At 64.5% G+C, this 25,252-nt stretch carries 22 protein-coding genes and 1 tRNA gene; 13 read left to right on the top strand and 10 right to left on the bottom strand.

Features of this window, described 5'->3' with window-relative positions; translation table 11 throughout:
- Positions 1–17: 17 nt before the first annotated feature.
- From SO156_RS13005 to SO156_RS12995, 3 genes are all read right to left on the bottom strand, one after another.
- Positions 18–1,760, bottom strand: coding sequence for a DUF6798 domain-containing protein (locus SO156_RS13005; protein WP_498535040.1), 1,743 nt, complete (start codon positions 1,758–1,760; stop codon positions 18–20).
- Positions 1,760–3,070 carry a UbiA family prenyltransferase gene (locus SO156_RS13000; RefSeq protein WP_498535039.1) on the bottom strand — a complete coding sequence of 437 codons (1,311 nt, stop codon included), beginning with the start codon at positions 3,068–3,070 and terminating at the stop codon, positions 1,760–1,762. The genes SO156_RS13005 and SO156_RS13000 overlap by 1 nt, the downstream gene beginning before the upstream one ends.
- 239 nt (positions 3,071–3,309) lie before the next feature.
- A tRNA-Leu gene (locus SO156_RS12995) sits at positions 3,310–3,396 on the bottom strand.
- Between the two features lie 136 nt (positions 3,397–3,532).
- Between SO156_RS12995 and SO156_RS12990 the strand changes: the two genes are divergently transcribed.
- The gene (locus SO156_RS12990) at positions 3,533–4,504 is read left to right on the top strand and encodes a complex I NDUFA9 subunit family protein (protein ID WP_498535038.1); all 972 of its coding nucleotides are present in this window, start codon (positions 3,533–3,535) and stop codon (positions 4,502–4,504) included.
- Between the two features lie 136 nt (positions 4,505–4,640).
- On the opposite strand, the gene SO156_RS12985 is transcribed toward SO156_RS12990, so the two are convergent.
- From SO156_RS12985 to SO156_RS12975, 3 genes are all read right to left on the bottom strand, one after another.
- Complete coding sequence (locus SO156_RS12985) at positions 4,641–5,381, bottom strand: SDR family oxidoreductase (RefSeq protein WP_498535037.1); 741 nt, start codon at positions 5,379–5,381, stop codon at positions 4,641–4,643.
- The gene (locus tag SO156_RS12980; protein ID WP_498535036.1) at positions 5,378–6,715 is read right to left on the bottom strand and encodes an FAD-binding protein; all 1,338 of its coding nucleotides are present in this window, start codon (positions 6,713–6,715) and stop codon (positions 5,378–5,380) included. The genes SO156_RS12985 and SO156_RS12980 overlap by 4 nt, the downstream gene beginning before the upstream one ends.
- 234 nt (positions 6,716–6,949) lie before the next feature.
- Positions 6,950–7,756 carry an undecaprenyl-diphosphate phosphatase gene (locus SO156_RS12975; RefSeq protein WP_458144511.1) on the bottom strand — a complete coding sequence of 269 codons (807 nt, stop codon included), beginning with the start codon at positions 7,754–7,756 and terminating at the stop codon, positions 6,950–6,952.
- A 168-nt stretch (positions 7,757–7,924) separates the two neighbouring features.
- On the opposite strand from SO156_RS12975, the gene SO156_RS12970 reads away from it, so the two are divergent.
- From SO156_RS12970 to SO156_RS12960, 3 genes are all read left to right on the top strand, one after another.
- Positions 7,925–8,617 (top strand): glutathione S-transferase family protein, encoded by a 693-nt coding sequence (locus SO156_RS12970; protein ID WP_458144512.1) that lies wholly within the window; start codon positions 7,925–7,927, stop codon positions 8,615–8,617.
- Positions 8,618–8,714: 97 nt separating this feature from the next.
- Positions 8,715–9,881 carry a tRNA epoxyqueuosine(34) reductase QueG gene (queG, locus tag SO156_RS12965; RefSeq protein WP_458144513.1) on the top strand — a complete coding sequence of 389 codons (1,167 nt, stop codon included), beginning with the start codon at positions 8,715–8,717 and terminating at the stop codon, positions 9,879–9,881.
- 296 nt (positions 9,882–10,177) lie between these two features.
- Positions 10,178–10,975, top strand: coding sequence for an acyl-CoA thioesterase domain-containing protein (locus tag SO156_RS12960; protein ID WP_498535035.1), 798 nt, complete (start codon positions 10,178–10,180; stop codon positions 10,973–10,975).
- A 160-nt stretch (positions 10,976–11,135) separates the two neighbouring features.
- Here the strand turns inward: SO156_RS12960 and SO156_RS12955 are convergent, their stop codons facing one another.
- Positions 11,136–11,948: an alpha/beta hydrolase gene (locus tag SO156_RS12955; RefSeq protein WP_498535034.1), complete on the bottom strand. Its 813-nt coding sequence runs from the start codon at positions 11,946–11,948 to the stop codon at positions 11,136–11,138.
- A 246-nt stretch (positions 11,949–12,194) separates the two neighbouring features.
- Here SO156_RS12955 and infC point away from each other — a divergent pair, with 246 nt between their 5' ends.
- A complete protein-coding gene (gene infC / locus SO156_RS12950; RefSeq protein WP_027528252.1) occupies positions 12,195–12,734 on the top strand; it encodes a translation initiation factor IF-3 in 540 nt (179 codons plus the stop codon).
- Positions 12,735–12,958: 224 nt separating this feature from the next.
- Here the strand turns inward: infC and SO156_RS12945 are convergent, their stop codons facing one another.
- Positions 12,959–13,360, bottom strand: a complete 402-nt coding sequence (locus SO156_RS12945) for a hypothetical protein (protein WP_498535033.1) — start codon at positions 13,358–13,360, stop codon at positions 12,959–12,961.
- A gap of 276 nt (positions 13,361–13,636) precedes the next feature.
- On the opposite strand from SO156_RS12945, the gene rpmI reads away from it, so the two are divergent.
- The 5 genes from rpmI to pheT all read left to right on the top strand — a co-directional run bounded on the left by rpmI (position 13,637) and on the right by pheT (position 18,659).
- Positions 13,637–13,837: a 50S ribosomal protein L35 gene (rpmI, locus tag SO156_RS12940; protein ID WP_008539890.1), complete on the top strand. Its 201-nt coding sequence runs from the start codon at positions 13,637–13,639 to the stop codon at positions 13,835–13,837.
- Positions 13,838–13,917: 80 nt separating this feature from the next.
- Complete coding sequence (rplT, locus tag SO156_RS12935) at positions 13,918–14,277, top strand: 50S ribosomal protein L20 (protein ID WP_027528250.1); 360 nt, start codon at positions 13,918–13,920, stop codon at positions 14,275–14,277.
- A gap of 190 nt (positions 14,278–14,467) precedes the next feature.
- On the top strand, positions 14,468–15,565 hold the full coding sequence (gene pheS / locus SO156_RS12930; RefSeq protein WP_498535032.1) for a phenylalanine--tRNA ligase subunit alpha: 1,098 nt from the start codon (positions 14,468–14,470) through the stop codon (positions 15,563–15,565).
- Between the two features lie 221 nt (positions 15,566–15,786).
- A complete protein-coding gene (locus SO156_RS12925) occupies positions 15,787–16,254 on the top strand; it encodes an endonuclease domain-containing protein (protein ID WP_498535031.1) in 468 nt (155 codons plus the stop codon).
- On the top strand, positions 16,251–18,659 hold the full coding sequence (gene pheT, locus SO156_RS12920) for a phenylalanine--tRNA ligase subunit beta (RefSeq protein WP_498535030.1): 2,409 nt from the start codon (positions 16,251–16,253) through the stop codon (positions 18,657–18,659). Before SO156_RS12925 ends, pheT begins: the two co-directional genes overlap by 4 nt.
- Positions 18,660–18,878: 219 nt before the next feature.
- Here the strand turns inward: pheT and SO156_RS12915 are convergent, their stop codons facing one another.
- Positions 18,879–20,267, bottom strand: a complete 1,389-nt coding sequence (locus tag SO156_RS12915) for a flavin monoamine oxidase family protein (protein ID WP_498535029.1) — start codon at positions 20,265–20,267, stop codon at positions 18,879–18,881.
- Between the two features lie 190 nt (positions 20,268–20,457).
- Between SO156_RS12915 and SO156_RS12910 the strand changes: the two genes are divergently transcribed.
- Positions 20,458–21,441, top strand: coding sequence for a YiiX/YebB-like N1pC/P60 family cysteine hydrolase (locus tag SO156_RS12910; protein ID WP_498535028.1), 984 nt, complete (start codon positions 20,458–20,460; stop codon positions 21,439–21,441).
- A 303-nt stretch (positions 21,442–21,744) separates the two neighbouring features.
- Here SO156_RS12910 and SO156_RS12905 read toward each other — a convergent pair whose 3' ends face one another.
- A complete protein-coding gene (locus SO156_RS12905; protein WP_498535027.1) occupies positions 21,745–22,020 on the bottom strand; it encodes a metal-sensitive transcriptional regulator in 276 nt (91 codons plus the stop codon).
- Positions 22,021–22,083: 63 nt separating this feature from the next.
- Between SO156_RS12905 and SO156_RS12900 the strand changes: the two genes are divergently transcribed.
- A complete protein-coding gene (locus tag SO156_RS12900; RefSeq protein ID WP_498535026.1) occupies positions 22,084–24,537 on the top strand; it encodes a heavy metal translocating P-type ATPase in 2,454 nt (817 codons plus the stop codon).
- Between the two features lie 251 nt (positions 24,538–24,788).
- Entirely contained in the window at positions 24,789–25,235 is a 447-nt protein-coding gene (gene nikR / locus SO156_RS12895; protein WP_498535025.1) for a nickel-responsive transcriptional regulator NikR, read from the top strand.
- Positions 25,236–25,252 lie beyond the last annotated feature (17 nt).

Genomic DNA, 25,252 nt, shown 5'->3' with positions numbered 1-25,252 from the left:
ACCAGCGCCCGGCGCCTTTAGAGCCCTGCGGCCTGGCGGTTGGCGGCGGACACGCAGAGATGCGCGGTGCGGAACAGCGCGCTGCCGGCGTCCTGGGACGACAGCGTGTCGCACTTCTCGACGACATAACCGATGCCATTGCGTGCGGCATAGGCGAGCTTTGATGCGTGATCTCCGAGTCCGGCCGTCTCGGTCATGCGCTGATGCCAGACCGCGTAATAGGACGGTGTCCACATCGCCGCCGCACCGCGCTTGTAGTCGACCCAGACCCGGCGGTGCGAGACGAATTCAAAGTTGCCCTGCCGCGACAGGGCAATATCCGCAATCGACGGCGTCGGTTTTGCGTCAAGGTCGGGTCTCGGCGGCACGATGAAAGTCGCGCTTGAGGGCGTCGATGTGCGCGCCCAGTTGCCCACATCCGCCCATTCCTGCGCCCCTTCGGAATAGGCCCGATCGAACACGAAGTAGTTCCAGGCGCCCAGCGGAAACAGCACGCATCCCGCCATGGCCAGCAACGCGTATCCTACCCTGCGACGATAGGGAGGCACCGCTTCCGTCGCTTCGCGAATATGTCGGGCCGCCAGGATGATCGGAATGGCAATCAGGAATGCGACATCGCCCAGATAGAGTGCCAGCACGATCGCGCAGCCGGGCAGGAACAGGGCAGAGCTGTCACGACGCAACCAGCACGTGGCGAGCGCGGCAATGGCGAGGCCCGCCAACAGATGAATGATCGTACCCGAGCGAAGCAGCTGAATGTTGAGGAGGAAAGGCGACGTGCTCAGGGATGGCAGGACGACGCCGAGCAGATAGAGAATTATCGCTCCGAGATAGGCAACCTGCAGCTCACGGCTTGTCGGCCCGAACCAGTAGAGCGCGATTGCGCCAAGGGCCGCGATCTCCGTGATCTGGAGGATGCCGGACATCGAGATCGAATCGATCAGGGAGTGTCCGGCAAAATATTCGCGGAGATAGGCGGCATAATCCACGCCAAGCGATTTTCCGAGCTCGGGATTGGTCAGGATCGCGTGCAGCACCGGAAACATGATCGGCGCGGAGATCACGAGGCCGATCGTGGTCCGCAAGAAGATCGCACTGAAGGTCGTTTCCTTCTTGATCCAGAGGCCAATGGCGATCAACGCCAGCAGCGGCGCGAGCCAGATCGCCATGAACGCGTTGACGAAGAACGTGGCACCCATTGCCACCGTCGCCGCCGTGAACCGCGCCCGGGCCGCGAAATAGATCGCCAGAAGAATGGTGCCGTTGGCGATTTCCGAGTGCGTGAAATAGTTGATGAACAGGCCGCCGGTGCCCGCGGGGCTATAGCCCAGAAGCAGCGGCATCGAGCAGACGAGCAAGGTGAACACGATCCTGTCGCGCCGATCGGTGATGCCGAGCAGCGACGCGCAGCACAGGAAGCCGAGGACGGAGAGCACCCTCGACAGAAAATTCAGGACGAAGAAAACCAGCTCGGTGTGGTCAAAATATTTCTGCGTGTCGCTCAAGACGATCCAGACGCCGGACGCGAAGTAGCGCATCGACTGGATGAACGCATCGTCCTGATACTGCGGCTCATTGTAAAGGCCGGCAACGATCGGAAGGTGGAAGATGTTGTTGTCGACGCCGAAGACGAATCCGCTTGTCAGGATCGACAATAGCGAGCCGGCCAGCGCGATCGTCAGCGTCTCGATGAAGGGAGCCGGAACGCTCGCGGCGCCCTCGCGCCGGTCGATAGGCATGGTCAGGCTTGTCTCGGTCATCAGATCGCTGCCAGCATGATGCAGATCATCGCCATCACCGTGATACGGCTGGCGTTGTCCTTGAAGGTGTAGAGGATCGGGTCGTCCGGCATCTCGCGGCGATGCGCCATCATCAGCGCGCGGCCGAACCAGTAGAGCAGGAGCGGATTGAGAAGCCACAGCATCCAGGGACGGCTGTAGAGCGTCATTACAGTCGAGGACGAGACGTAGAGCGAGAACACGATCACCGCGTTCATGCCGCTCGCCGCCGCCATCGCCGCAATGACCTGGAGATCGCCGATCCTGTAGTCGCGATTGGCGGGATCGGAAAGGCCGGCGCCCTGCCGCAGCGTCAGCTCGCTGAAGCGCTTGATCAGCGCCAGCGAGGTGAACACGAACAGCGAGAACATCAGCAGCCATTCCGACAGCACCACACCGACACCGACGGCGCCGGCGACGATTCGCAGCGTGTAGAGGCCGGCCAGCGTGACGACGTCGAGCAGCATCTTCCGCTTGAGCAGCAGCGAATAGGCGATCGTGGTGCCGAGATAGGCGCCCAGCACCCCGGTGAAGATGCCGGAGATGCAGAGGCTAGCCGCGAACGCGCCGAGCCACAGCACGGGAATCGCGAAGAGCGCGGAGGCGATCGGCAGATCGCCGGCCGCCAGCGCGCGGTGGCGCTTGGTCGGATGCTGGCGGTCGGCCGAAAGATCCAGCAGATCGTTCATCAGATAGGCGCCCGACGCGCAGGCCGAGAACGCCAGGAAGGCCAGCAGCGCCGCGCCCAGCGCCGACAGGCTCATCTGATGCGCGGTGACCAGGGGCACGAAGACCAGCGTGTTCTTGGCATATTGATAGACGCGGAGCGCGTTTACCCAGGTCGTCAGGCCAACCTTGCGATCGGCATCCGGGGCACCACGGTTGCCGACATAGTCGAAGGCGTCGAGATCGGCGGTCGCGATCACGCCGTCGAAGCCGAGATGCGCGGCGATGCCCTCGGCATGGTGGCGGAGGCGGGAGGCGGTGACATAAACCTTGCGGCCCTGCGCGCGCGCCGCGAGCGCCAGGCTCAGGACGTCCTGCTCATAAGGGAGGTTGGCATAGTCGAGCCTGGCGTCCTCGGCGAGGTGCAGGAGCTTGTCCCTGTGCCAGCTTCCGGCGGCGCGCAGGCGGCCGAGCATGTGCCCGGGCTCGCAAAGCAGCGCCTCCAGCAAGAGATCCGAGCGCAGCAGCCCGCCTTCGAGCTCAATGACCAGCGCGCGCGGCGCGGCCGCCGGGGGCGGCACCGGCTCCGCTCGGGCAAGTTCGTGCTGCCATTGGGGCTGCTCCATTCGAATACGCGCTCTTAACTGGCTGGCATGACCGGCCAGCGGCCGGGGAGCAGGGAAATGGACGGATAAAACCGTAATTTCCAAACGCTAAGGACGGCTTAATCGGACCGGAGAAGGTGGGGCGGGATTTCCCGGGATCAGGAACCGGCGGCAATGGCTCGGGGCCGGCTGCCCATTCGGACCCATGGCAGCGCCAAGGCCTCGATTCGGCCGTCACATCAGGGAGCTACCGAGAAAAATGGTGCCCAGGAAAGGACTCGAACCTTCACGGCCGTGAAGCCACTGGCACCTGAAGCCAGCGCGTCTACCAATTCCGCCACCTGGGCATGCCTGTGAGGCACGGGGGCGGTTACTACGGATCGATGACGCGCTTGTCAAATCGAACGTGACCAGCCGATTGCGCATCGCAAACCGGCCCGATACAAGCCTGCCTCAGGCACAGCCTTCGGCAGGAACACCCCCATGGCATCGAATCTCGACACCCTCGTCACGGTTTTCGGCGGATCGGGGTTTTTGGGCAGAAACGTCGTCCGCGCGCTCTGCAAGCGCGACTACCGGATCCGGGTCGCGGTCCGGCGGCCGGAGCTCGCCGGCTTCCTCCAGCCCTCCGGCAAGGTCGGGCAGGTCCATACCGTGCAGGCCAATCTGCGCTACCCGGCCTCGGTCGAGGCGGCGCTGCGTGATTCGCACATCGTGATCAACCTGGTTGGCATCCTCGCCGAGAGCGGCGGCCAGACCTTCGATGCCGTCCAGGCCAAGGGCGCCGAGACCGTGGCCAAGGCCGCGGCGGCGGCTGGGGCCGCCCTGGTGCATGTCTCAGCAATCGGCGCCGACGCGCAGTCGGCCTCGCACTATGCCCGCGCCAAGGCAGCCGGCGAGCAGGCGGCGCTGGCGGCGGTGCCTTCGGCCACGATTTTCCGTCCCTCGGTGGTGTTCGGGCCTGAGGATCAGTTCACCAACCGCTTCGCGGCGCTGGCGCGGATGTCGCCGGTGCTGCCGCTGATCGGCGGCGAGACGAAGATGCAGCCGGTCTATGTCGGCGACGTCGCGACCGCGATCGCGGATGCCGTCGACGGCAAGGCCAAGGCTGGCGCGACCTATGAGCTCGGCGGTCCGGAAATTCTGACCATGCGCGAGATCTTCGAGACCATCCTCGCGATCACCGACCGCAAGCGGATGCTGGTGCCGCTGCCGTTCGGGCTTGCCCGCTTCCAGGCGAACTTCCTGCAATTCGCGCCGGGCGCGTTCAAGCTGACGCCGGACCAGGTGACGCTGCTCGAGAAGGACAATGTGGTCTCGGACACGGCGAAGGCGGCCGGGCTGACGCTGCAAGGCCTCGGCATCACGCCGGATTCACTGGAAGGGATCGCCCCGCAATATCTCTGGCGCTTCCGCCCCGCCGGGCAGTTCCAGCGCAAGAACGGTGTAGCTTAGCCGCCATCCAAAATTTGCGAAAACAACCCCATGCAAAGTAGGGGGGCTTGGCTCGTCCTGTAGGTGGCAGGTCCTTTGTGCCGCGGGGCATTGCGTGAATGGCCGGGACAAGCCTGGCCACGACGATCTGGAAGCTTCAGAACTTCAGCTTCTTGAACACGGCTTCGGGCAGCGCCTTGATGGTGAGCATCACGAGGCGCCATTTGCCGCTGACATAGACGACGTCGGTACGGCGCTCGACGGCGCCAAAGATGGCATCGCCGACGATCTGTGCCTCCACGGTCAACGGACCGATCAGCTTCATGCCCTCGGTCATCTTGGTGCGCACGAAGCCGGGCTTGACGGTGACGACGTGAACGCCACTTCGGCTGGCACGGGCGCGCAGGCCGGACAGGAATGCGGAAAACCCGGCCTTGGCGGACCCGTAGACGTAGTTCGAGGCACGGCCGCGGTCGCCCGCGACCGAGGACACGCCGACAATCGAGCCATTGCCGCGCGCAAAAAATTTTTCGGCGAACAGGCCGAGGATCAGCGCGGGGCCTTCGTAGTTGGAGCGCATGATCGTCGTGGCGTGATCGAGGTCACGTTGTGCCGTCTCCTGCGAGCCCAACAGTCCGACGATCGAGATGACGACGTCGGGCAACACCGGCAGGCCGGCCGTAAAGCTTTCGAACGATGCGGTATCCAGCACGTCGAAGCGATGCGTGCTGGCGCTGATGCCGTAGCGCGCGTGCAGGTCGGCGGCATCAGGCTCCAGCGCCGCGGCATCCCGGCCCGCGAGCTGAACGTGCCAGCCGGCCTTGGCGAAGCTGCGCGCAGTGGCGCGTCCGATATCGGAGCTGCCCCCTAACACCAGCACGATCTTGCGAGTAGTCACGGCTGCACCTCATCAAACAGACGCTGTGAAAGCTTTGAGCGGATTTTTCCGGTTGGATCGAGCGATGCCCGGATTTCCTTGAACCGTTGCAGGGCCGGATAGCCGGCCTCGAAAGTGGCGCGCGACTGGCGCGCGTCCTTCGCGAGATAGAGACGGCCACCGGCGGCGACGACGAGACGGTCGATCTCGTCGAGAAAATTCAGGATGTTTCCGGTCACCGGGAAATCCAGCGCCAGCGTGTAGCCGGGCATCGGAAACGACATCAGGCCGTCGCTTGGTCCGAGCTTCTTGAGCACGGCGAGAAAGGAGGCATCGCCGCGCCGCGAAACGCGATCGAGGATGTCACCGAGCACGGCAAGCGCGCCCTCGTGCGGGATCACACATTGATGCTGGAGGAAACCGCGCCGGCCGTAGATCCGATTCCAGGCCCCGACGCCGTCGAGCGGAAAGAAGTAGGGAAAGATCGAGACGAGGTGACTGCCGCCGGCGCGCCGCGCACCCGTGCGGTAATAGAGCTCGTTGAAGGCGCGGACACTGTAGCGGTTCAGCGTCATCGACGGGAGATCGATGGGCACGTTGAGCCGCGGATCCTGCCCGCGGAAGAATGCTTCCGCGCCATGCGGAACCTCGTTCGCGCGGGCATGCTCGCCGAGATAGATCAGCGAGCGGCCGAGGCTGCTGCCCGTCGCCACGCAATCGATCCACGCTACCGAATAGGTCGCGGAGTCACCGGCATCGAGCGCGCGCATCGCGGCATGCAGATCGGATGTCGAGATCACCCGCTCGCGGATCCAGCCGGTCTCGACCGGTCGGAGGCGCAGCGTCGCCTCGAGGATCACACCGGTCAGGCCCATGCCGCCGATGGTGGCGAGAAAGACGTCCGGATTCTCCTCGCGCGACACCTCGATGGTCTCGCCTGCACCGGTCGCGAGCTGAATGCTGTCGACATAGCGGCCGAAACCGCCTTCGCAATGATGGTTCTTGCCGTGCACGTCGGCAGCGATGGCGCCGCCGACCGAGACGAAGCGGGTGCCCGGCACGACGTAGGGAAGAAAGCCGCGCGGGCCAAAGGTGTCGATCAGATCCGACAGCAGCACGCCGGCCTCGAGGCGAATGCGCCCGGTTGCCGGATCGAACGACCTGATGCGGTCGAAGGCCGTCATGGCGAGGGTCTGGCTGACGCCGATGCCGGCATCGCCATAGGCGCGGCCGTTGCCACGCGCGACGCCGCCGGAGGTCGCGGCAATGGCGTCGCCGACCGCACCGAACGATCGCGGCGTCAGGAGGTCGGTATCGACGACCGGGAAACGTCCCCAGCCGCTGACGAGGGTCATGGTTCAGCTCCTGCGCCGGGCGCGCGCCGCCCGGCTCTGGAAACTGCCTACCGATCAAAAGCTTATTTTGCGTTGAGCTGCGTTAGTGAGTTTTCGAGAAGTTAACGGCCGAACGCCAGCGGCGTCGCCCGGATGGAGCGCAGCGCAATCCGGGGTCGGTAGCGCTTGTGGCACGATCCCGGATTACGCTTGCGCTCCATCCGGGCTACGGGCCTACGCGATTTGCGGACGGAATTACCGTCCCAGCGCCAGTGCGATCAGGCCGAGCGAGCCGACGATGACGCGCCACCAGGCGAACAGCGTGAAGCCGTGACGCGTGACATATTCGAGGAAGGACTTCACTACGATGATCGCGGTGACGAACGACACCACGAAGCCGATCGCGACGATGCCCATGTGATCCATCGTCATCTCGGCGCGGTTCTTGTAGAAGTCATAGGCGAACGCGCCGATCATGGTGGGGATGGCGAGGAAGAACGAGAACTCCGCCGCCGCGCGCTTGTCCGCCCCGAGCAGCATCGCTGCGACGATGCTGGCGCCCGAGCGCGACACGCCCGGAATCATCGCCAGGCACTGCGCGATGCCGATCAACAGATAGGTCAGAAGCGGAAACCGCGTCGCATCGTGCTCCCGCGGCTTGAGATCGAGCTGATCGACCCAGAGCAGGATGGCGCCGCCGACGATCAGCGTGAAGCACACCACCCAGGGATTGAAGAGCATGAGCTTGATGTATTTGCCGGCAACGAGGCCGACGATGACGGCGGGGAGGAATGCGACGAGCACGCCGATCACGAAGCGGCGCGCATAGGCATCGCCCGAGAACATGCCGATCGCGACATCCCACAGCTTCTTGAAATAGAGGCCGACGATCGCGAGGATCGCGCCGAGCTGGATCAGGACGGTAAAGGAGTCCCAGAACGCGCCTTCGCCGAGACCAAAGAAGCGCTCGGCAAGCAAGAGGTGTCCGGTGGAGGAAACGGGGAGGAACTCGGTCACACCCTCGATGATGCCGAGGATCACTGCCCGTATTGTGTCTGACATATTTACGGTCCATTTCGGCTGGAAAAGCGGGGCTCTTCTCGCCTATTCGTCCCTCTGCCGCAATCGCTAAATGCGAGTTACACGGGGTTGCCTCGCGGATTTGAGGAACTAGTGTGGCGCCGAACAAACATTGATGGATTCTTAAGCACCCTCGACATAGTCAAAGACATGTTCACGCTGTTTCATCATCCTTTCTGCCCGCATTCGCGCTTCATTCGCCTGATCATCGGCGAATACGGGCTCGACCTGAAGCTGGTGGAAGAGCGCGCCTGGGAACGGCGCGAGGCCTTTCTGACGCTCAATCCAGCGGGCACCACCCCCGTGCTGGCGACCGAGGAACAGCCCTCCGTTCCCGGCGCCACCATCATCGCCGAATATATCGACGAGGCCCATGGCGCCGCGATGGGCGTCAAGCGGCTGATGCCGGAAACAATTGCCGAGCGCATCGAGGTGCGGCGGCTGATGGCGTGGTTCAACGAAAAATTCTTCGAGGAAGTGTCTCATCCGCTGGTGACCGAACGCATCTACAAGCGTTTCATGAGCGAGGAGAATGGCGGCGGCCCGCCTTCGGCGGACGTGATGCGCGCCGCCAAGGCCAATGTGCGCTATCATCTGGCCTATATCGGCTGGCTGGCGCAGACGCGAAACTTCCTCGCCGGCGACCGGCCGACCTATGCGGATCTCGCCGCCGCGGCGCATCTTTCGGCGATCGACTATCTGGGCGACGTGCCATGGAGCGAGGACGACGCAGCAAAGGCGTGGTACGCGCGGGTCAAATCCCGCCCGTCGTTCCGCCCGCTGCTGAGCGAATGGCTGGCCGGCGTGCCGGCCTCGCGGACCTACGTGGACCTGGATTTCTGATGAAGATCGTCATGCCCGGGCTGGTCCCGGGCATCCACGTTCTTTCTGTCTTCCTGATTGCTGAACGAAGACGTGGATGGCCGGGACAAGCCCGGCCATGACGACGTCAAGCGTGGATGCTTCAACATTGAATACGTCGGAAGCAGACACTGTTGCTCTACGCGCCGCCCTTACGGAACAGGCGCAAGCCTTGGGCTTCGACTGCATCGGCGTCACCGCGCCCGGTGCAATCGAGGGTGCCGGACGACACTTCCTCGAGTTCATCGCGTCCGGCGCACATGGCGACATGGACTGGCTTGCGGCACAGCCGGAGCGTCGCGTCGATCCGCGCGGTCTCTGGAGTGACGTGCGCTCCGTGATCATGCTCGGCGTCAATTACGGCCCCGACGAGGATCCGCTGGAGATCCTGAAGCAACGCTCTCGCGCCGCGATCTCGGTCTATGCGCAAGGCGATGACTATCACGACCTGATCAAGAAGCGGTTGAAGGCGCTGGCGCGCTGGCTGGTCGCGACTGCACCTTGCGAGGTCAAGGTGTTCGTCGACACCGCCGCCGTGATGGAGAAGCCCTTGGCACAGGCTGCGCGCCTCGGCTGGCAAGGCAAGCACACCAACCTCGTCTCGCGCGAGTTCGGCTCCTGGCTGTTTCTCGGCGCAATCTACACCACGCTGAAGCTGCCGCGTGATGAGAGCGAGATCGATCATTGCGGCTCGTGCCGTGCGTGCCTCGACATCTGCCCGACCGCGGCATTCCCCGCGCCCTACAAGCTCGATGCGCGGCGCTGCATCTCCTATCTGACCATCGAGAACAAGGGACCGATCCCGCACGAATTCCGCAAAGCGCTCGGCAACCGCATCTACGGCTGCGACGACTGCCTCGCCGCCTGCCCCTGGAACAAGTTCGCGAAGGAGGGACGCGAGGCAAAGCTCGCCGCACGCGAGGCGCTGCGCGCGCCTGATCTGGCCGAGCTCGCGCGGCTCGACGACGCGGCGTTCCGCGCGCTGTTCACGAAGTCGCCGGTGAAGCGCATCGGTCGCGATCGCTTCCTGCGCAACGTGCTGGTGGCGATCGGCAACTCCGGCGATGTGAGGCTGGCGGAGGAGGCGCGGCGTCTGCTCGCCGATGCAAGCCCCTTGGTGCGCGGCGCGGCGGTGTGGGCGCTGGGGCAACTAACGTCGCACGAAGAGTTCGTGGCGTTGAGGTCGGCGGCGATTGCCGCCGAGCACGACGAAAGCGTGCGTGAGGAGTGGCAAGCCGCTTCCTAAATCTCGATGTCATGCCCCGCGCAGGCGAGGCATCCAGTGCGCCGCGGCCTATCGATTCAATCACAACGTCTCGGAGTACTGGATCGCCCGATCAAGTCGGGCGATGACAGCGGTGGATGAGGAAAGCGCCCATCGCTCCTTCCCCTCATCCTGAGGAGCGCGCTTGCGCGCATCTCGAAGGATGAAGGCCAGGATGCTGCAGCAGATCTGCATGGTTCGAGACGCGCGTTCCGCGCTCCTCACCATGAGGGTTGGACATCTTGATTTCCCCGCGCGTTCCTTCAAGGTCGCGCGTCATGACAAACATGCCTTTCTTCACGCGCAACGGCGACGCATTCCATCCGACGGAAGTTGCCAACGGTCCGTGGGATCCGAAGTCGCTGCACGGCCGCGTCATTGTCGGCCTGCTCGGCTTCGGCATCGAGGAGCGCTATTGCGGACCTGAGTTCGTGCCGGCGCGGCTGACGGTCGACATGTTTCGCCTGCCGACGATCGACAAGCCGGTCGAGATCACCACGCGGATCGTCCGCGACGGACTCCGCATTCGCGTGGTCGAGGCGGAGTTCGTCTCCGGCGGCGTCAGCATGGCGCGCGCCTCGTGCCAGCTCCTGCGCCGGACGCAGAATCCGGACGGCAACATCTGGTCGCCGCCAAACTGGGATGCACCGAGGCCTGCCGACATTCCGCCACCGACCGATCCGCGCCTCGGCATGCACGGCAAATGGACGACGCGCCCGATTGTCGGCCATATGGGATCGCTCGGTCCGCGCCGGCTCTGGATGAGCGAGGTGCGCGAGCTGGTCGACGGCTTTGCGCTGACGCCGTTCACGCGCGTCGCGATGGCTGCGGATTTCGCCAGCCCGTTCGCCAATGCCGGCGATCATGGGCTCGCCTTCATCAACGGCGACGTGACCGTGTACCTGCATCGCCTGCCGGTCACGGAATGGATCGGCTTCGAGGTGGTGAACCACCACTCCGCCGAGGGCGTCGCGATCGGCGAATGCTGGCTCTATGACGAGCAGGGACCGATCGGCACGTCGACCGTGGCGGCGCTGGCGCAGCGCAAGCCGATGCCGAATCCGTCGAAGCGGTAGGATTGTTGAGCCGCTTGGGCTGCTGCGCTTCCCCTATCTGTCATGCCCTCGCGAAGGCGGGACATCCAGTACGCCGCGGCTTCTGGGTCAATCGCAGGCACCTCGGAGTACTGGATCCATCCGCCTTCGTGGATGATGGCACCAACAGTCGGGAAGCACCTCACCCGATCTCCGCGACCGCGGCAAGGATGCGTGCGATGTCCTGCGGGCGCGACAGGCGATGATCGCCATCCTGGATCAGCGTCAGCACGACGTCGTCGGCCGGCAGTCGGTGCGTCAGCGCAAAGGCGTGCTGCCACGGCACGTCCGGATCCTTGGCGCCTTGCAGGATGCGCACGGGGCAGCCGACATCGATGGCGCTGCCGAGCAGGAGATGGTTGCGGCCCTCCTCGATCAGGTTCCGCGTGATCGGATAGGGCGAGCCGTCGCCATACTCCGACGGCCTGAGCCAGAGACCCTTGGTTTCGATCTCCTGTTTCACGGACGCCGGAAAATTCTTCCACATCAGCTCCTCGGTGAAGTCAGGCGCCGGTGCAATCAGCACCAGCCCCGCCAGCGATGGCTTGCTGGTTTGCTTGCTGGCTTCCTGGCCGGCCCGTTTCCTGATCTCGCGCGCGAGCAGCAGCGCCATCCAGCCGCCCATGGAGGAACCGATCAGAACCTGCGGCCCCTCGCAGAACCGCTCGAACACCGCGACGCTCTCCTCGAGCCACCGCCCGATGGTGCCGGCGGCGAAATCGCCACCGGATTCGCCGTGGCCGGAATAGTCGAACCGGACCGAGGCGCGGCCATGTGCCGCCGCCCAATCGTCCAGCGCCACGGCCTTGGTGCCCTGCATGTCCGACTTGAAACCGCCGAGCCAGACCAGCCCGGGCCCCTTGCCGGCCCGGGCGCGAACCGCGATCCGCCGCAGCGCTGGGCCTTCGCCCACATCGATGAAGGTGGGAGCCTGGTTGGCAATCGAATTGATCATGGAACGTTTACTCTTGCTGTGCGGTTTGAGCTGTTCGGCGCCCCTGCGCCACGCCGGGATAGCCATTGACCTTTAGGGACGCTTGCGGAACTGCGGCAAGGTGTCTATGTCGAGCGGCGTGCGGATGGGCGTGACCAAAATGCCTCGCATTTGAGGGTTTTTCGCATGCGGCAAGCCCGACTTGCTTGCCCGCCGCTGCATCTTCCTTCAGACTACCCGCTTCGTTCACAACTTTGGAGAACCAACATTCGTCGTCCCAATAGAGCCCCGGCCCCTGCTGCCAAAGACGGGCCGCGCATCAATGATGATATTCGCAACGCGCAGATCCAGCTCATCGACCAGACCGGTGACAACAAAGGCACGGTCGAGACGATGATGGCCATCAAGATGGCCCAAGAAGCCGGCATGGATCTCGTGGAGATTTCGCCGAATACCAGCCCTCCCGTCTGCAAGATTATGGACTACGGGAAGTACAAGTATTCCGCCCAAAAGAAAGCCGCTGAAGCCCGCAAGCGCCAGAAGACCGTCGAGATCAAGGAGATCAAGCTCCGCCCGATGATCGACGATCACGATTACGACGTGAAGATGCGCGCGATGCAGCGGTTCTTCGAAGAGGGCGACAAGGTCAAGATCACGCTGCGCTATCGCGGCCGCGAAATGGCGCACCAGGAGATCGGCACCAAGCTCTTGGACAAGATCAAGAGCGACGTCGCCGAGCTCGCAAAAGTCGAGCAGGACGCCAGGTTCGAAGGCCGCCAGGTCGTCATGGTGCTGGCGCCGCGCTGAGCCGGATCAGCTCTTATGAGGTCGACGGCCCGTCAGCATCTGGCGGGCCGTTTTGTTTGCTGCAGCCGCGAGCTCCGCTGCAACCTCTCCCGTTTGCGGGAGAGGTCGGCGCGCAGCGCCGGGTGAGGGCTTTCTCCTCTTGGGGGTTCACGTCTGCGGAAGCACCCTCTCCCCACCCCTCCCCCGCAGGCGGGGGAGGGAGCGCATCGAGCGCTTGGCGAGACTTACGTCCGCGTCGCCTGCCAGGTGCCGCTGCAGCGGTCGCCGGAGATGATCCCGCTCCAGAAGCCCGCACCGCCGCTACCTGCAAGCCGGCCGCCGCCGCTGGCGTGCGAAGCGCCGACCGACACCTGGACGGCGACGGAACCGGCACGGTTGACCGTGCCGGCGACCCGGCCGCCGCCGGCGGAGGTCACGCGGCTGCCGGTCACCGTGAAGGGGACGCTATAGCCGGAGCTGCAATTGCCGCGCGTGGTGGCGAAGGTGACGTTCCAAACCCCGTCATAGCCGCCAAGCCGGGCATCGGCGGCGGATGGAACGGCAGCCGCGCCGAGCACGGCAAGGAGCGCGGCAAGCTTGAGATGGCGACAAACACGAGACAAAGGCGATTGCGGAAAATGGGCCATTTTGGTTCGCCTCCAGGCTGCAAGGCATGCAAATGTGAGGGTAACGTCAAATAGTCGGCGAGCCCGTTTCCGCGGTTCATCATTGCCAATTGGCCGCACCTCTGCCATAAGCCCAGCCTTCATCGCCCGGCTGATTTAAAGGGCTGCCGTGGCGGTGCCCGTGCGGGTTTCGCGCTAGTTCGCAGAAACCTGAGCACAATCAACGCTCTAACGAGCATTTTTGACGGCCAGCCGCCTTCACAGGCGGTATTCTGTTATGGCCATTAGGAGAGCCAAATGCCCAAGTTGAAGACCAAGTCGGGCGCTAAAAAGCGCTTCAAGGTGACTGCTACCGGCAAAGTGATGCACGCCCAGCGCGGCAAGCGTCACGGCATGATCAAGCGGACAAAGAAGCAGATCCGTCAGCTCCGCGGCACCCGCGTGCTGTTCAAGACCGACGGCGACAACGTCAAGAAGTACTTCTTGCCGAACGCCTGATCGCGTCCGCGATCAATCCAGCCGAGCCGCAACAACAGCGGCGTTCCGAAAACCAAAGTCATCTCTGAAGGAATTCTGTCATGTCTCGCGTCAAACGCGGTGTGACCGCCCACGCCAAGCACAAGAAAGTCTACAAGGCCGCCAAGGGTTTCTACGGCCGCCGCAAGAACACGATCCGCGCCGCCAAGCCGGCCGTCGAGAAGGCCGCGCAGTACGCCTTCCGCGACCGTAAGCGCCGCAAGCGCACCTTCCGCGCGCTCTGGATCCAGCGCCTCAACGCTGCAGTCCGTCCGTTCGGCCTGACCTACAGCCGATTTATCGACGGCCTTGCCAAGTCGGGCATCACCGTGGACCGCAAGGTGCTGTCGGATCTCGCGATCCGCGAGCCCGCCGCGTTCCAGGCGATCGCCGAGAAGGCCAAGGCCGCGCTGGCGGCGTAAGCCGTCGTCCACTGTGCTCTGCGCAGCTTTCAGCTTGTGATGGCCCGGGCCAAGGCGCGTTGTCGCGCTTGAACTGCCCCGGCCGTCATCTCTCGCGCAAACACACTTCTCAGACGTGGATGCCCGGCGAAACCGCCGGGTGTGACGGGCTAGGAGCATCGGCTAAGCATCCTGGCCAAAAGGGATTGCCATGACCGATCTTACCAGCACCGATCTTGCCAACCTCGAATCCCAGATCATCGCCGACGTCGCGGCCGCCAACGACGAGGCCGCGCTCGAAGCCGTCCGCGTCGCTGCGCTCGGCAAGAAGGGTTCGATCTCCGCGCTGCTTGCAACGCTCGGAAAAATGTCGCCCGACGAGCGCAAGACGCACGGCGCAGCGATCAACCAGGCCAAGGACAAGGTTACGCAGGCGCTTTCCGCCCGGCGTGACGTCCTGAAGTCGGCAGCGCTCGATGCGAGGCTCGCCGCCGAGACCATCGACGTCACCCTGCCGCTGCGTGATACTGCAACTGAGACCGGCCGCATCCATCCACTGAGCCAGGTCTGGGACGAGCTGACCACGATCTTCGCCGACATGGGCTTTTCGGTCGCCGAAGGTCCCGATGTGGAGACGGACGACTACAACTTCACAAAGCTGAACTTCCCGGTCGGCCATCCCGCGCGCGAGATGCATGACACCTTCTTCTTCCATCCGAAGGAGGACGGCTCGCGCATGCTGCTTCGCACCCACACCTCGCCGGTGCAGGTGCGCACCATGCTGAGCCAGAAGCCGCCGATCCGCGTCATCTGCCCGGGCCGCACCTACCGCATCGATTCGGATGCGACCCACACGCCGCAATTCCACCAGGTCGAAGGCCTCGTGATCGACAAGAGCTCGCATCTTGGCCACCTCAAATGGATCCTGCACGAGTTCTGCAAGGCATTCTTCGAGGTCAACCACATCAACATGCGCTTCCGCCCGTCGTTCTTTCCGTTCACGGAGCCGTCGCTCGAAGTCGACATCCAGTGCCGCCGCGACAAGGGCGAGATCCGCTTCGGCGAAGGCGAGGATTGGCTGGAGATTCTCGGATGCGGCATGGTGCATCCGAACGTGCTGCGCGCCTGCGGCATCGATCCCGACGAGTACCAGGGTTTTGCCTGGGGCATGGGCATCGACCGCATCGCCATGCTGAAATATGGCATCGCCGATCTGCGCCAGATGTTCGACAGCGACGTCCGCTGGCTGTCCCACTACGGCTTCAAGCCGCTGGAGGTACCGACGCTTGCTGGAGGACTGAGCACGTGATGGTGGCGTATCCATATGGGCTCACGAAGACTTTCTCCGTTCCCATCGTGGAGAGAACCCTCTCCCTGCCCCTCCCCCGCAAGCGGGGGAGGGAATGGATAGAGCCTGCGCGCAACGTCGATTTCATGGATACGAATGCTCACTCCGCCCAACAGGTCGGACTCCCTCCCCCGCTTGCGGGGGAGGGTTGGGGAGAGGGTCTCTCAACGATGGGATTGCCGATGGTCGATCCTGAACATCCGGACTGGAAAGTATCGGCCAGGCTGCGAGCCAATGCGCGCGCACTCAGGTGCAACTCGACCGATGCAGAGCGAATCCTCTGGTCGGAGCTGCGCGCTGGTCAATTGAACGGCGTGATTTTCCGCCGCCAAGAACCGATCGAGAGCTATGTCGCCGATTTCGTCTGCCATGCAGCAAAGCTCGTCATCGAACTCGATGGAGGCCAGCATTTCTCCGATGAGGGCGAGCGCGCAGACGCACGCCGCTCGGCCGTCATCGAGGCAAGAGGCTTCAAGGTTCTTCGCTTTAGCAATCATGATGTGATGACAAATCGCGTCGGTGTTCTCGAAACAATCGTCACCGCTGTTGCGGAGAGAGCCCCCACCCCGGCCCTCCCCCACAAGGGGGGAGGGAACACCGACCAAACCGACTTAGTGAACACCGATCAGACCCGAGGCACACAGCCATGAAATTCACCCTCTCCTGGCTGAAGGACCATCTCGACACCGACGAGACGCTCGACAGGCTCGCCGAGAAGCTCACCATGATCGGGCTCGAGGTCGAGAACATCGAGGACAAGGCGAAGGCGCTGAAGCCGTTCACCATCGCGAAGGTGATCTCCGCCGAGCAGCATCCGAATGCCGATCGTCTGCGCGTCTGCATGGTCGACACGGGTGACGGCGGTGCGCCGGTGCAGGTCGTGTGCGGCGCGCCGAATGCGCGCACCGGACTCGTCAGCGTGTTCTCGGCCCCCGGCACCTACATTCCAGGCAAGGACATCACGCTCGGCGTCGGCACCATCCGCGGCGTCGAGAGCCGCGGCATGCTGTGCTCTGCGGCCGAACTGCAGATCTCCAACGATCACGACGGCATCATGGAATTGCCGGCCGACGCGCCCATCGGCGCAGGCTATGCCGAATGGGCGGGCCTCGGCGATCCCGTGATCGAGATCAACCTGACCCCCAACCGGCAGGACTGCACCGGCGTGCACGGCATCGCGCGCGACCTCGCCGCTGCCGACATGGGCAAGTTCAAGGACCCGACCATCAAGCCCGTGAAGGGCGAGTTCCCTTGTCCCGTGAAGGTGACGGTCGAGGACACGACGCTATGCCCCGGGTTCGCACTGCGCCTGGTGCGCGGGGTGAAGAACGGCCCCTCCCCGGAATGGCTGCAAAAGCGCCTGACCGCGATTGGCCTGCGTCCGATCAACGCACTGGTCGACATCACCAACTTCATGACCTTCGACCGCGCGCGCCCGCTGCACGTGTTCGACGCCAGGAAGGTGACGGGCAATCTCACCGTGCGCCGCGCGCGCGAGGGCGAGAGCCTGCTCGCGCTCGACGGCCGCAGCTACAATCTCGACTCCAACATCTGCGTGATCGCGGACGAGCACGGCGTCGAATCGCTCGCCGGCATCATGGGCGGCGAGACCTCGGGCTGCGACGAAAACACCACCGACGTGCTGATCGAATCGGCGCTGTGGAACGAGATCAACATCGCGCAGACCGGCCGCAAGCTCGGCATCAATTCGGACGCCCGCTATCGCTTCGAGCGCGGCGTCGATCCGGCCTTCATGGTGCCGGGTCTGGAACTCGCGACCAGGCTGGTGATGGAGATGTGCGGCGGTACGCCGTCGGAAACGTTCGTGACCGGCAAGGCGTTCGGCGACGATCGCGTGATCGATTTCCCGCTGTCCGAGGTCAAGCGTCTCTCCGGCATCGAGGTGCCGCAGGTGGAGATGAAGCGCATCCTCAGCCATCTCGGCTTCATGATGGCGGGCGCGGGCCCAACCGTGAAGGTCGCGGTCCCGTCCTGGCGTACCGACGTGCACGGCAAGGCCGACATCGTCGAAGAGATCGTCCGCATCTATGGCGTCGACAAGGTGCCCGAAACGCCGTTCGAGCGCGGCGAGGACGCGCGCAAGCCCGTGCTGACCGCGCTGCAGCTCCGCACCCGCCGCGCCAGGCGCGCGCTCGCGACGCGCGGCATGGTCGAGGCGGTGACATGGTCGTTCATCGCCAAGCCGGCGGCTGAACTGTTCGGCGGCGGCCAGCGCGAGCTCGAGCTTGCCAACCCGATCGCATCTGATTTGTCCGACATGCGGCCCAGCCTGCTGCCAGGCCTGATCGCCGCGGCGCAGTCCAATGCCGATCGCGGCTTTGGCGATGTCGCGCTGTTCGAGGTCGGCCAGCTCTTCAAAGGCGATCGTCCGCAGGATCAGTTCCTGGCAGCGTCTGGCGTGCGTCGCGGTTTCGCTTCGTCGGAGGGTCTCGGTCGTCACTGGTCGGGCTCTGCCGCGGCCGATGCCTTCGACGCCAAGGCCGATGCGCTCGCGGTGCTCGCTGCCGCCGGCGCGCCGATGCAGGCGCTGCAGGTCGTCGCGGGGGGACCAAAATGGCTGCACCCCGGACGCTCCGGCACCATCCAGATCGGCCCGCAGAACGTGCTCGGCTATTTCGGCGAGATGCACCCCCGCGCGCTCGAAGCGCTCGGCGCCGACGGCCCGGTGATGGCGTTCGAGGTGATCCTCGACCGCATTCCCGAGGCAAAGAAGAAGCCGACGCGGGCAAAGCCTCTGATCGAGCTGTCGGCGTTCCAGCCGGTCTCGCGCGACTTCGCCTTCATCGTCGATCGCGGTGTGAAGGCCGGCGATATCGTGCGCACGGCGCAGGCCGTCGACAAGAAGCTGATCACCGCGGTCAACGTGTTCGACGTCTATGAGGGCAAGGGCATCGACGACGACAAGAAGTCGATCGCGATTGCCGTGACGATCCAGCCGCGCGAGAAGACGCTGACCGACCAGGAGATCGAAGCGGTGGCCGCCAAGATCGTGACCGAAGTGACGAAGAAGACCGGCGGTACCTTGCGGGGATGATGCCGAAAAGCGCAAAGCGGTTTTCGGACAACATCATGCTCCTGAATTTAGAGCATGAGTCTTTGCGACTTCCTCCCCGGGGATGTCAGTCTCACCACTGCGATGGCGCTTTGCGCCATCGCGCTGGATGGGGTGTTGCGATAAACCATCCCCGTCGCAGTCCCGGCGGCGGCCGGGTGACGAGCTGGTCTTGAGTCGCCAATTCAATTGCGCGGCACGTTACGGCCGCGGCGTGCGCCGCCGCTTGGTCGGTTGCGTCGGCATCTCGACCGGCTCATCCCTTAGCGCGCCGATCCTGCGCAGCGCAGCCTCCGCGGCGCGCTCGCCGCTCTCCCAGGCGCCATCGACGGTGCCCCAGAGCGTCTCGTGCGTGGCCTCGCCGGCGAGATACATGCAGCCGATCGGCTCGGTCAGGATTTTTCGCGAAAGCTGGCCGCCCGGCGCGGACGCCGACATCGCGCCCATCACGAAGGGCGAGGCGTTCCAGCGCGTCGCGCTGACCTTCTTGATACCCGCCGTCGCCTCGCTGCCAAACAGCTTCGTCAGCCATTCCCTGGCGAATGCGGCCATCGCTTGCTCACCCTGCTCCGACAGGTCGTGGCCGAAGGAGCCGCCGACGTCGATCGAGCACAGCGAGGAACCGCCGATATTGGCGAACAAAAGTGCGGTGCGGGTCGAATTGCTCTGCTCGACCAGAATGTCGTCGCGCGCGAGCCCGAGCGGATTGCCCGGCAGTTGCAGCACGATGTGATCGTAGCTGCCGAGGCTGAGCTTGGAGGCCGCATCGAGCGTGCGCTTGGGGATGTCGGGCGCAAACTTGATCGCGCCGGCGGTGAGCACATTGGTCGAGACAGTGATAATGGCGGCGCGCGCGACGATCTTGCCGGCCGGCGTCTCGACGCTGACGTCGCGGTTGCTCCAGAGGATACGGCTTGCCGGCGTCGACAGCGCAACCGGCGTCTGCTCGCCGAGCTTGGTGATCAGCGTGCCCAGACCCTGCTTGCAGGCGATCGCGGAATTGCGATCCTGCGCGCGCGCCTTGTCGATGGCCGAAAGCTCCTTGAGGTCCTTGCCGGCAAAGTTCGCGCCCAGCAGGAATTCGGCCGTAGCAGCCCAGTCGCCGAGATCCTTCGGCAGCACCGACGCGCAGGAGGTGTCGAGCTTGCCACGCGAAGCCTCGTCGATGGCGCGATTGGCGCGCACCAGCGCCGCCAGGAATTCCTCGGTCTCGCCGGCGCGCGCGTTGCGGCGGCCGATGCGCATCTTCTGGCCGGCGGGAGCCGGCGAAACGTCGAGCCCGACGCTGCGCGCAAGGCGGATCATCGGGTTGGTGTCGGGATTGTGCATCCAGCGCGCGCCGCGATCGAATGCCGCATCGAACGTTGAGCTGTCCGTGATGCAGCGGCCGCCGATCTGGCTTGCCGCTTCCACCACCACGACCTTGCGGTTGGCCGCCATCACCCGCCGCGCTGCAGCGATTCCCGCCGCGCCGGCGCCGATCACGACGATGTCAGCCTCGCGCGGCAGAGGTGCCGCGGCCGCGCGCAGGATCGGTGCTGCGGCGAACGCCGCCGACGCCGAGAGGAAGCCGCGGCGCGTGATTGTCATGTCATGGTTTCCGGGGACTTGAAGCGAACGGGAACAGCTAGCGAACCTTGCCGTATCTGGCGCAGCGCGGCAACCATCATGGTGAATCAATCGTACTTGATCGCCATGCGCAATGAACCAAATTGCAACGCGTATCGACCATGATAGAGAAGGGGAAAAGGCAGCCGGAAAAGGCTGCGGGGAGCTCGCAATGGGGACCGTCCTAGACTCAGTCGGCAAGCTGATTGCCGCGTACCTCTCCAAGGAGGTGCCGGGCTACGAGCCGTTCACGCCGAGCGATCCCGAGCATCTTCGCGGCGTCATCCAGCCCGGCGACGTGCTGCTGGTCGAGGGCAACAACCGCATCTCGGGCATCATCAAATATCTCACGCAGTCGACTTGGTCGCATGCTGCGCTCTATGTCGGCCCCGTCGAGGGCGCGGAAGAGCCCGACGGTGAGCAGCACGTGCTGATCGAGGCCAATATCGGCGAAGGCGTCACCTCGGCCCCGCTGTCGAAATATTTTCCGTATCACACCCGGCTCTGCCGCCCGGTGGGACTGTCCTACGAGGATCGAACGACCGTCTGCCGCTACGCCGTCAACCGCATCGGCTTCGGCTACGACACCAAGAACATCCTGGACCTGATGCGCTATCTGTTCCCGCTGCCGATCCCGCAGCGCTGGCGGCGGCGCATGATCGCGATCGGCTCCGGCGATCCGACCAAGATCATCTGCTCGGCGCTGATCGCGCAGGCCTTCGACGCCGTGCGCTATCCGATCCTGCCCAAGATCACCAAGGCTGGCAGCCGGCAGGCCAAGCGCGAAATCCTGCACATCCGCGATTCCTCACTCTACATGCCCCGCGACTTCGACATCTCGCCCTATTTCGAGGTCGTCAAACCCACCATCGTGCATGGCTTCGACTACACAGCCTTGCACTGGGCCGACAAGCAGAAGCCGCTCGAGGAGGTAGCGGGCACTTTCAGTGTGTTTCCAGAAACGCTCCGTTCGCCGCCGCTCGTTCCTGAAGCGCCTGACAAAGAAGCGCCGACTGAGGTTCCGACTCAAGAAGTGAGTGCGGCCAAGGCCGATGCAGCTGCGCACGTTCCAGTCAGGGATCGCTTTCCGTTGTTGAAGAGCATCGCCGGGTACCGCCCCCGCCGCCGTGCGCGGACGCGCGATTTCGCGGCGTAACGTCAGCCCCAATGTCGTCCTGGCGAAGGCCACGGGATCCATAGCTTGGGACTAGCTGCGGCGGGAAGCGCCTCGCTGTCATTCCCCGCGAAAGCGGGGAATCCAGTACGCCGCGGCTTCTCGGTTCAATCACAACCGCCTCTGGAATACTGGATCGCCCGCCTTCGCGGGCGATGACAGCGAGAGTGTGGGCAGAGCACACTCCAACCCCGTCATTGCGAGCGTAGCGAAGCAATCCAGACTGCTACCCGCGGAGGGATTCTGGATTGCTTCGCTGCGCTCGCAATGACGGGGAAAGGGGAACTACCGTTCCGCGCGACTGATCACCGCCATCAACTCCGCGATCTTTTCCCGCTGATCCGTCTTGCTGCCGCTCGAGATCGCATGCTCGACGCAATGCGCGACGTGGTCTTTCAGGATCTCCTCCTCGACCCGGCGCAGCGCGGCGCGCACCGCCGAGATCTGCGTCACGATGTCGATGCAATAGCGATCCTCCTCGACCATCCTCGAGAGGCCGCGGACCTGCCCTTCGATCCGGCCGAGACGTTTGCCGACGGATGCCTTGATGTCCTTGCGCATGACGTCTATATACCCCTACCGGGTATGGGTTGCAAGCACCTGAACCGAGGCCGGAGCGCTGGAATGAACGAAACCGAACACAAGCGGGTCGACACGACCGCAGAGCACTCCGGATGCGGCTGTTCGGCCAAGGCTGCCCCGCCACTCGAAAAGCCCGCGGCGTCATCCTGCTGCGCCGGCCATGGCGATCAAGCCGGCCACGCCCATCACCATCACACCGCGTCCGGCGACAAGGTGCGCGATCCCGTCTGCGGCATGACGGTCGATCCCGCAACATCGAAGCACCGCTTCGAACATCACGGCGAGACCTTCCATTTCTGCTCCGCCGGCTGCCGCACCAAATTCGCGGCCGATCCCGCCAAGTATCTTGCGAAGGAAAAGGCATCCGAGCCCGAAATGCCCGCGGGCACGACCTACACCTGCCCTATGCATCCCGAGATCCGCCAGGTCGGCCCCGGAAGCTGCCCGATCTGCGGCATGGCGCTGGAGCCGGACGTGGTGAGTCTCGACACCGGTCCCAATCCCGAGCTCGCCGACATGACGCGGCGGTTCTGGATCGGCGGCGCGCTGGCCCTGCCCGCGGTCGTGCTCGAGATGGGTGGCCATCTTGCGGGCCCGCACAACTGGATCGATCCGACGCTCTCGAACTGGATCCAGCTCGCGTTCGCCACGCCCGTGGTGCTGTGGGCCGGCTGGCCATTCTTCGTGCGCGGCTGGCAATCGCTGGTCACGCGCAACCTCAACATGTTCACGCTGATCGCGATGGGCACGGGCGTTGCCTACGTCTACAGCCTGTTCGGCACGCTGGCGCCGCAGATCTTCCCCGCGACCTTCAGAGGTCATGAGGGGGCGGTTGCGGTCTATTTCGAGGCGGCCGCTGTCATCACCGTGCTGGTGCTGCTCGGCCAGATGCTGGAGCTGCGCGCCCGCGACGCGACGTCAGGCGCGATCAAGGCGCTGCTCCAACTCGCGCCGAAGACCGCGCGGCGCGTCGAGCCTGATGGCAGCGAGCACGAGGTCGAGATCGACACTCTTCATGCCGGCGACCGCTTGCGCGTCCGCCCCGGCGAGAAGGTGCCGGTCGACGGCATTTTGCTGGAGGGGCGTTCCTCGCTCGATGAATCCCTCGTCACCGGCGAATCGATGCCGGTCACCAAGGACGTCGGCGCCAAGGTCATCGCCGGCACGCTGAACCAGTCAGGCAGCTTCATCATGCGCGCCGAAAAGGTCGGGCGCGAGACGCTGCTGTCGCAGATCGTGCAGATGGTCGCCGACGCCCAGCGCTCGCGCGCGCCGATCCAGCGTCTCGCCGACCAGGTCGCCGGCTGGTTCGTGCCGACGGTGATCGCCGTCGCCATCATCGCCTTTGCCGCATGGGCCTGGTTCGGGCCGGAGCCGCGGCTCGCCTTTGGCCTGGTCGCGGCCGTCAGCGTGCTCATCATCGCCTGCCCATGCGCATTGGGCCTCGCAACCCCGATGTCGATCATGGTTGGCGTCGGCCGCGGCGCGCAGGCAGGGGTCCTGATCAAGAACGCCGAAGCGCTCGAGCGGATGGAAAAGATCGACACGCTCGTGGTCGACAAGACCGGCACGCTGACCGAAGGCAAGCCGAAGGTGGTCACGATCGTTCCGGCGGAGGGCTTTGCCGAGGATGACATCCTGCGCCTTGCTGCCAGCGTCGAGCGCGCCAGCGAGCACCCGCTGGCCGATGCGATTGTGCGCGCCGCGAAGGAGAAGCAGCTCATCATCGGCGCGGTCGAGCAGTTCGATTCGCCGACCGGCAGGGGCGCGACCGGCAAGGTCGAAGGCAAGGCCATCGTGCTCGGCAATGCAATATATCTCGGCTCGATCGGCATCGACACGATGCCGCTCGCTCCGGAAGCAGAGCGGCTGCGCCAGGACGGCGCCACCGTCATCAACATTGCCATCGACGGTAGGCTGGCCGGGCTGTTCGCGATCGCCGATCCGGTCAAGGCGTCGACCCCGCAGGCGCTCAGGGATCTCGCCGCCGAGGGCATCAAGGTGATCATGCTGACGGGCGACAACCGCACCACGGCAGAGGCCGTCGCGCTTAGGCTCGGCATCTCCGACGTCGAAGCCGAGGTGCTGCCGGATCAGAAGAGCGCGGTCGTGACCAGGCTTCAGACATCGGGCCGCACCGTCGCGATGGCCGGCGACGGCGTCAACGATGCGCCGGCGCTGGCGGCGGCCGAGGTCGGCATCGCCATGGGCACGGGCACGGATGTGGCCATGGAAAGCGCCGGCGTCACCCTGCTCAAGGGTGATCTCACCGGCATCGTTCGCGCGCGGAAACTGTCGCAGGCGACGATGCGCAACATCCGGCAAAACTTGTTCTTCGCCTTCATCTACAATGCGGCCGGCATCCCGATCGCGGCCGGCATCCTCTACCCGGCCTTCGGTATCCTGCTGTCGCCGATCATCGCGGCCGCCGCGATGGCGCTGTCGTCGGTGAGCGTCGTCGGCAACGCGCTGCGGCTTCGCGCAACACGGCTGTGACCCGCTTGCGCGGCGAGGCAAGATGTGTGTAGCCCGGATGGAGCGAAGCGAAATCCGGGTTCTGTCCACATGCCGATGTCGTCCCGGATTGCGCTTCGCTCCATCCGGGCTACGCACTAAAGCGCGATGAGATTAGGACGAATCGTCATCGCGCTTCAGATTGTTGTTTGCGCATGATCTTTTCGGAAAACCGCTTCGCACTTTTCCGGATCATGCTTTAACGGCCAAGCGGCACGCGGGGAGAACATGTGATGGAGCGGATTACGATCACGATCGAGGACGATTTGCTGGCGGAGATAGATGCGGCGGCGCAGGCTCGCGGCTACCAGAATCGCTCGGAGATCATCCGCGACCTCGCCCGGGCGGGGCTGCAGCAGACGGCCGAAGACACCGCGCAGACGGGTCCCTGCGTCGCCGGGCTCGTCTACGTCTATGACCACGCGGCGCGCGATCTTTCAAAGCGCCTGGTGCAGGAATTCCACGGCCATCACGACCTCGCGCTCGCCACGCTGCACGTCCATCTCGACGACGACAATTGCATGGAGATGACGGCGCTGAGGGGATCCGCCGACGAGGTCAAGCATTTCGCCGACCGCATCATCGCCGAACGCGGCGTACGCTACGGTCGCGTGGTGATGATCCCGACGGGAGAGGGCAAGCAGGCGAAGCCGCGCAAGCACGCGCATAAGCGTGGGTGACTTGGCCCTAGCGGCGT

The sequence above is a fragment of the Bradyrhizobium sp. UFLA05-125 genome, assembly GCF_059803515.1.
The sequence above is the reverse complement of the archived record's forward strand: the minus strand, read 5'-3'. Positions and strand labels throughout refer to the sequence as shown.

Excerpts from the sequence above, each read along its gene's own strand:
- SO156_RS13005 (WP_498535040.1), bottom strand. The coding sequence starts at position 1,760 with ATGACCGAGACAAGCCTGACCATGCCTATCGACCGGCGCGAGGGCGCC.
- SO156_RS13000 (WP_498535039.1), bottom strand. The coding sequence starts at position 3,070 with ATGGAGCAGCCCCAATGGCAGCACGAACTTGCCCGAGCGGAGCCGGTG.
- SO156_RS12990 (WP_498535038.1), top strand. The coding sequence starts at position 3,533 with ATGGCATCGAATCTCGACACCCTCGTCACGGTTTTCGGCGGATCGGGG.
- SO156_RS12980 (WP_498535036.1), bottom strand. The coding sequence starts at position 6,715 with ATGACCCTCGTCAGCGGCTGGGGACGTTTCCCGGTCGTCGATACCGAC.
- SO156_RS12975 (WP_458144511.1), bottom strand. The coding sequence starts at position 7,756 with ATGTCAGACACAATACGGGCAGTGATCCTCGGCATCATCGAGGGTGTG.
- SO156_RS12970 (WP_458144512.1), top strand. The coding sequence starts at position 7,925 with ATGTTCACGCTGTTTCATCATCCTTTCTGCCCGCATTCGCGCTTCATT.
- queG (WP_458144513.1), top strand. The coding sequence starts at position 8,715 with ATGACGACGTCAAGCGTGGATGCTTCAACATTGAATACGTCGGAAGCA.
- SO156_RS12960 (WP_498535035.1), top strand. The coding sequence starts at position 10,178 with ATGACAAACATGCCTTTCTTCACGCGCAACGGCGACGCATTCCATCCG.
- SO156_RS12955 (WP_498535034.1), bottom strand. The coding sequence starts at position 11,948 with ATGATCAATTCGATTGCCAACCAGGCTCCCACCTTCATCGATGTGGGC.
- SO156_RS12945 (WP_498535033.1), bottom strand. The coding sequence starts at position 13,360 with ATGGCCCATTTTCCGCAATCGCCTTTGTCTCGTGTTTGTCGCCATCTC.
- rpmI (WP_008539890.1), top strand. The coding sequence starts at position 13,637 with ATGCCCAAGTTGAAGACCAAGTCGGGCGCTAAAAAGCGCTTCAAGGTG.
- rplT (WP_027528250.1), top strand. The coding sequence starts at position 13,918 with ATGTCTCGCGTCAAACGCGGTGTGACCGCCCACGCCAAGCACAAGAAA.
- pheS (WP_498535032.1), top strand. The coding sequence starts at position 14,468 with ATGACCGATCTTACCAGCACCGATCTTGCCAACCTCGAATCCCAGATC.
- SO156_RS12925 (WP_498535031.1), top strand. The coding sequence starts at position 15,787 with ATGGTCGATCCTGAACATCCGGACTGGAAAGTATCGGCCAGGCTGCGA.
- pheT (WP_498535030.1), top strand. The coding sequence starts at position 16,251 with ATGAAATTCACCCTCTCCTGGCTGAAGGACCATCTCGACACCGACGAG.
- SO156_RS12915 (WP_498535029.1), bottom strand. The coding sequence starts at position 20,267 with ATGACAATCACGCGCCGCGGCTTCCTCTCGGCGTCGGCGGCGTTCGCC.
- SO156_RS12910 (WP_498535028.1), top strand. The coding sequence starts at position 20,458 with ATGGGGACCGTCCTAGACTCAGTCGGCAAGCTGATTGCCGCGTACCTC.
- SO156_RS12905 (WP_498535027.1), bottom strand. The coding sequence starts at position 22,020 with ATGCGCAAGGACATCAAGGCATCCGTCGGCAAACGTCTCGGCCGGATC.
- SO156_RS12900 (WP_498535026.1), top strand. The coding sequence starts at position 22,084 with ATGAACGAAACCGAACACAAGCGGGTCGACACGACCGCAGAGCACTCC.
- nikR (WP_498535025.1), top strand. The coding sequence starts at position 24,789 with ATGGAGCGGATTACGATCACGATCGAGGACGATTTGCTGGCGGAGATA.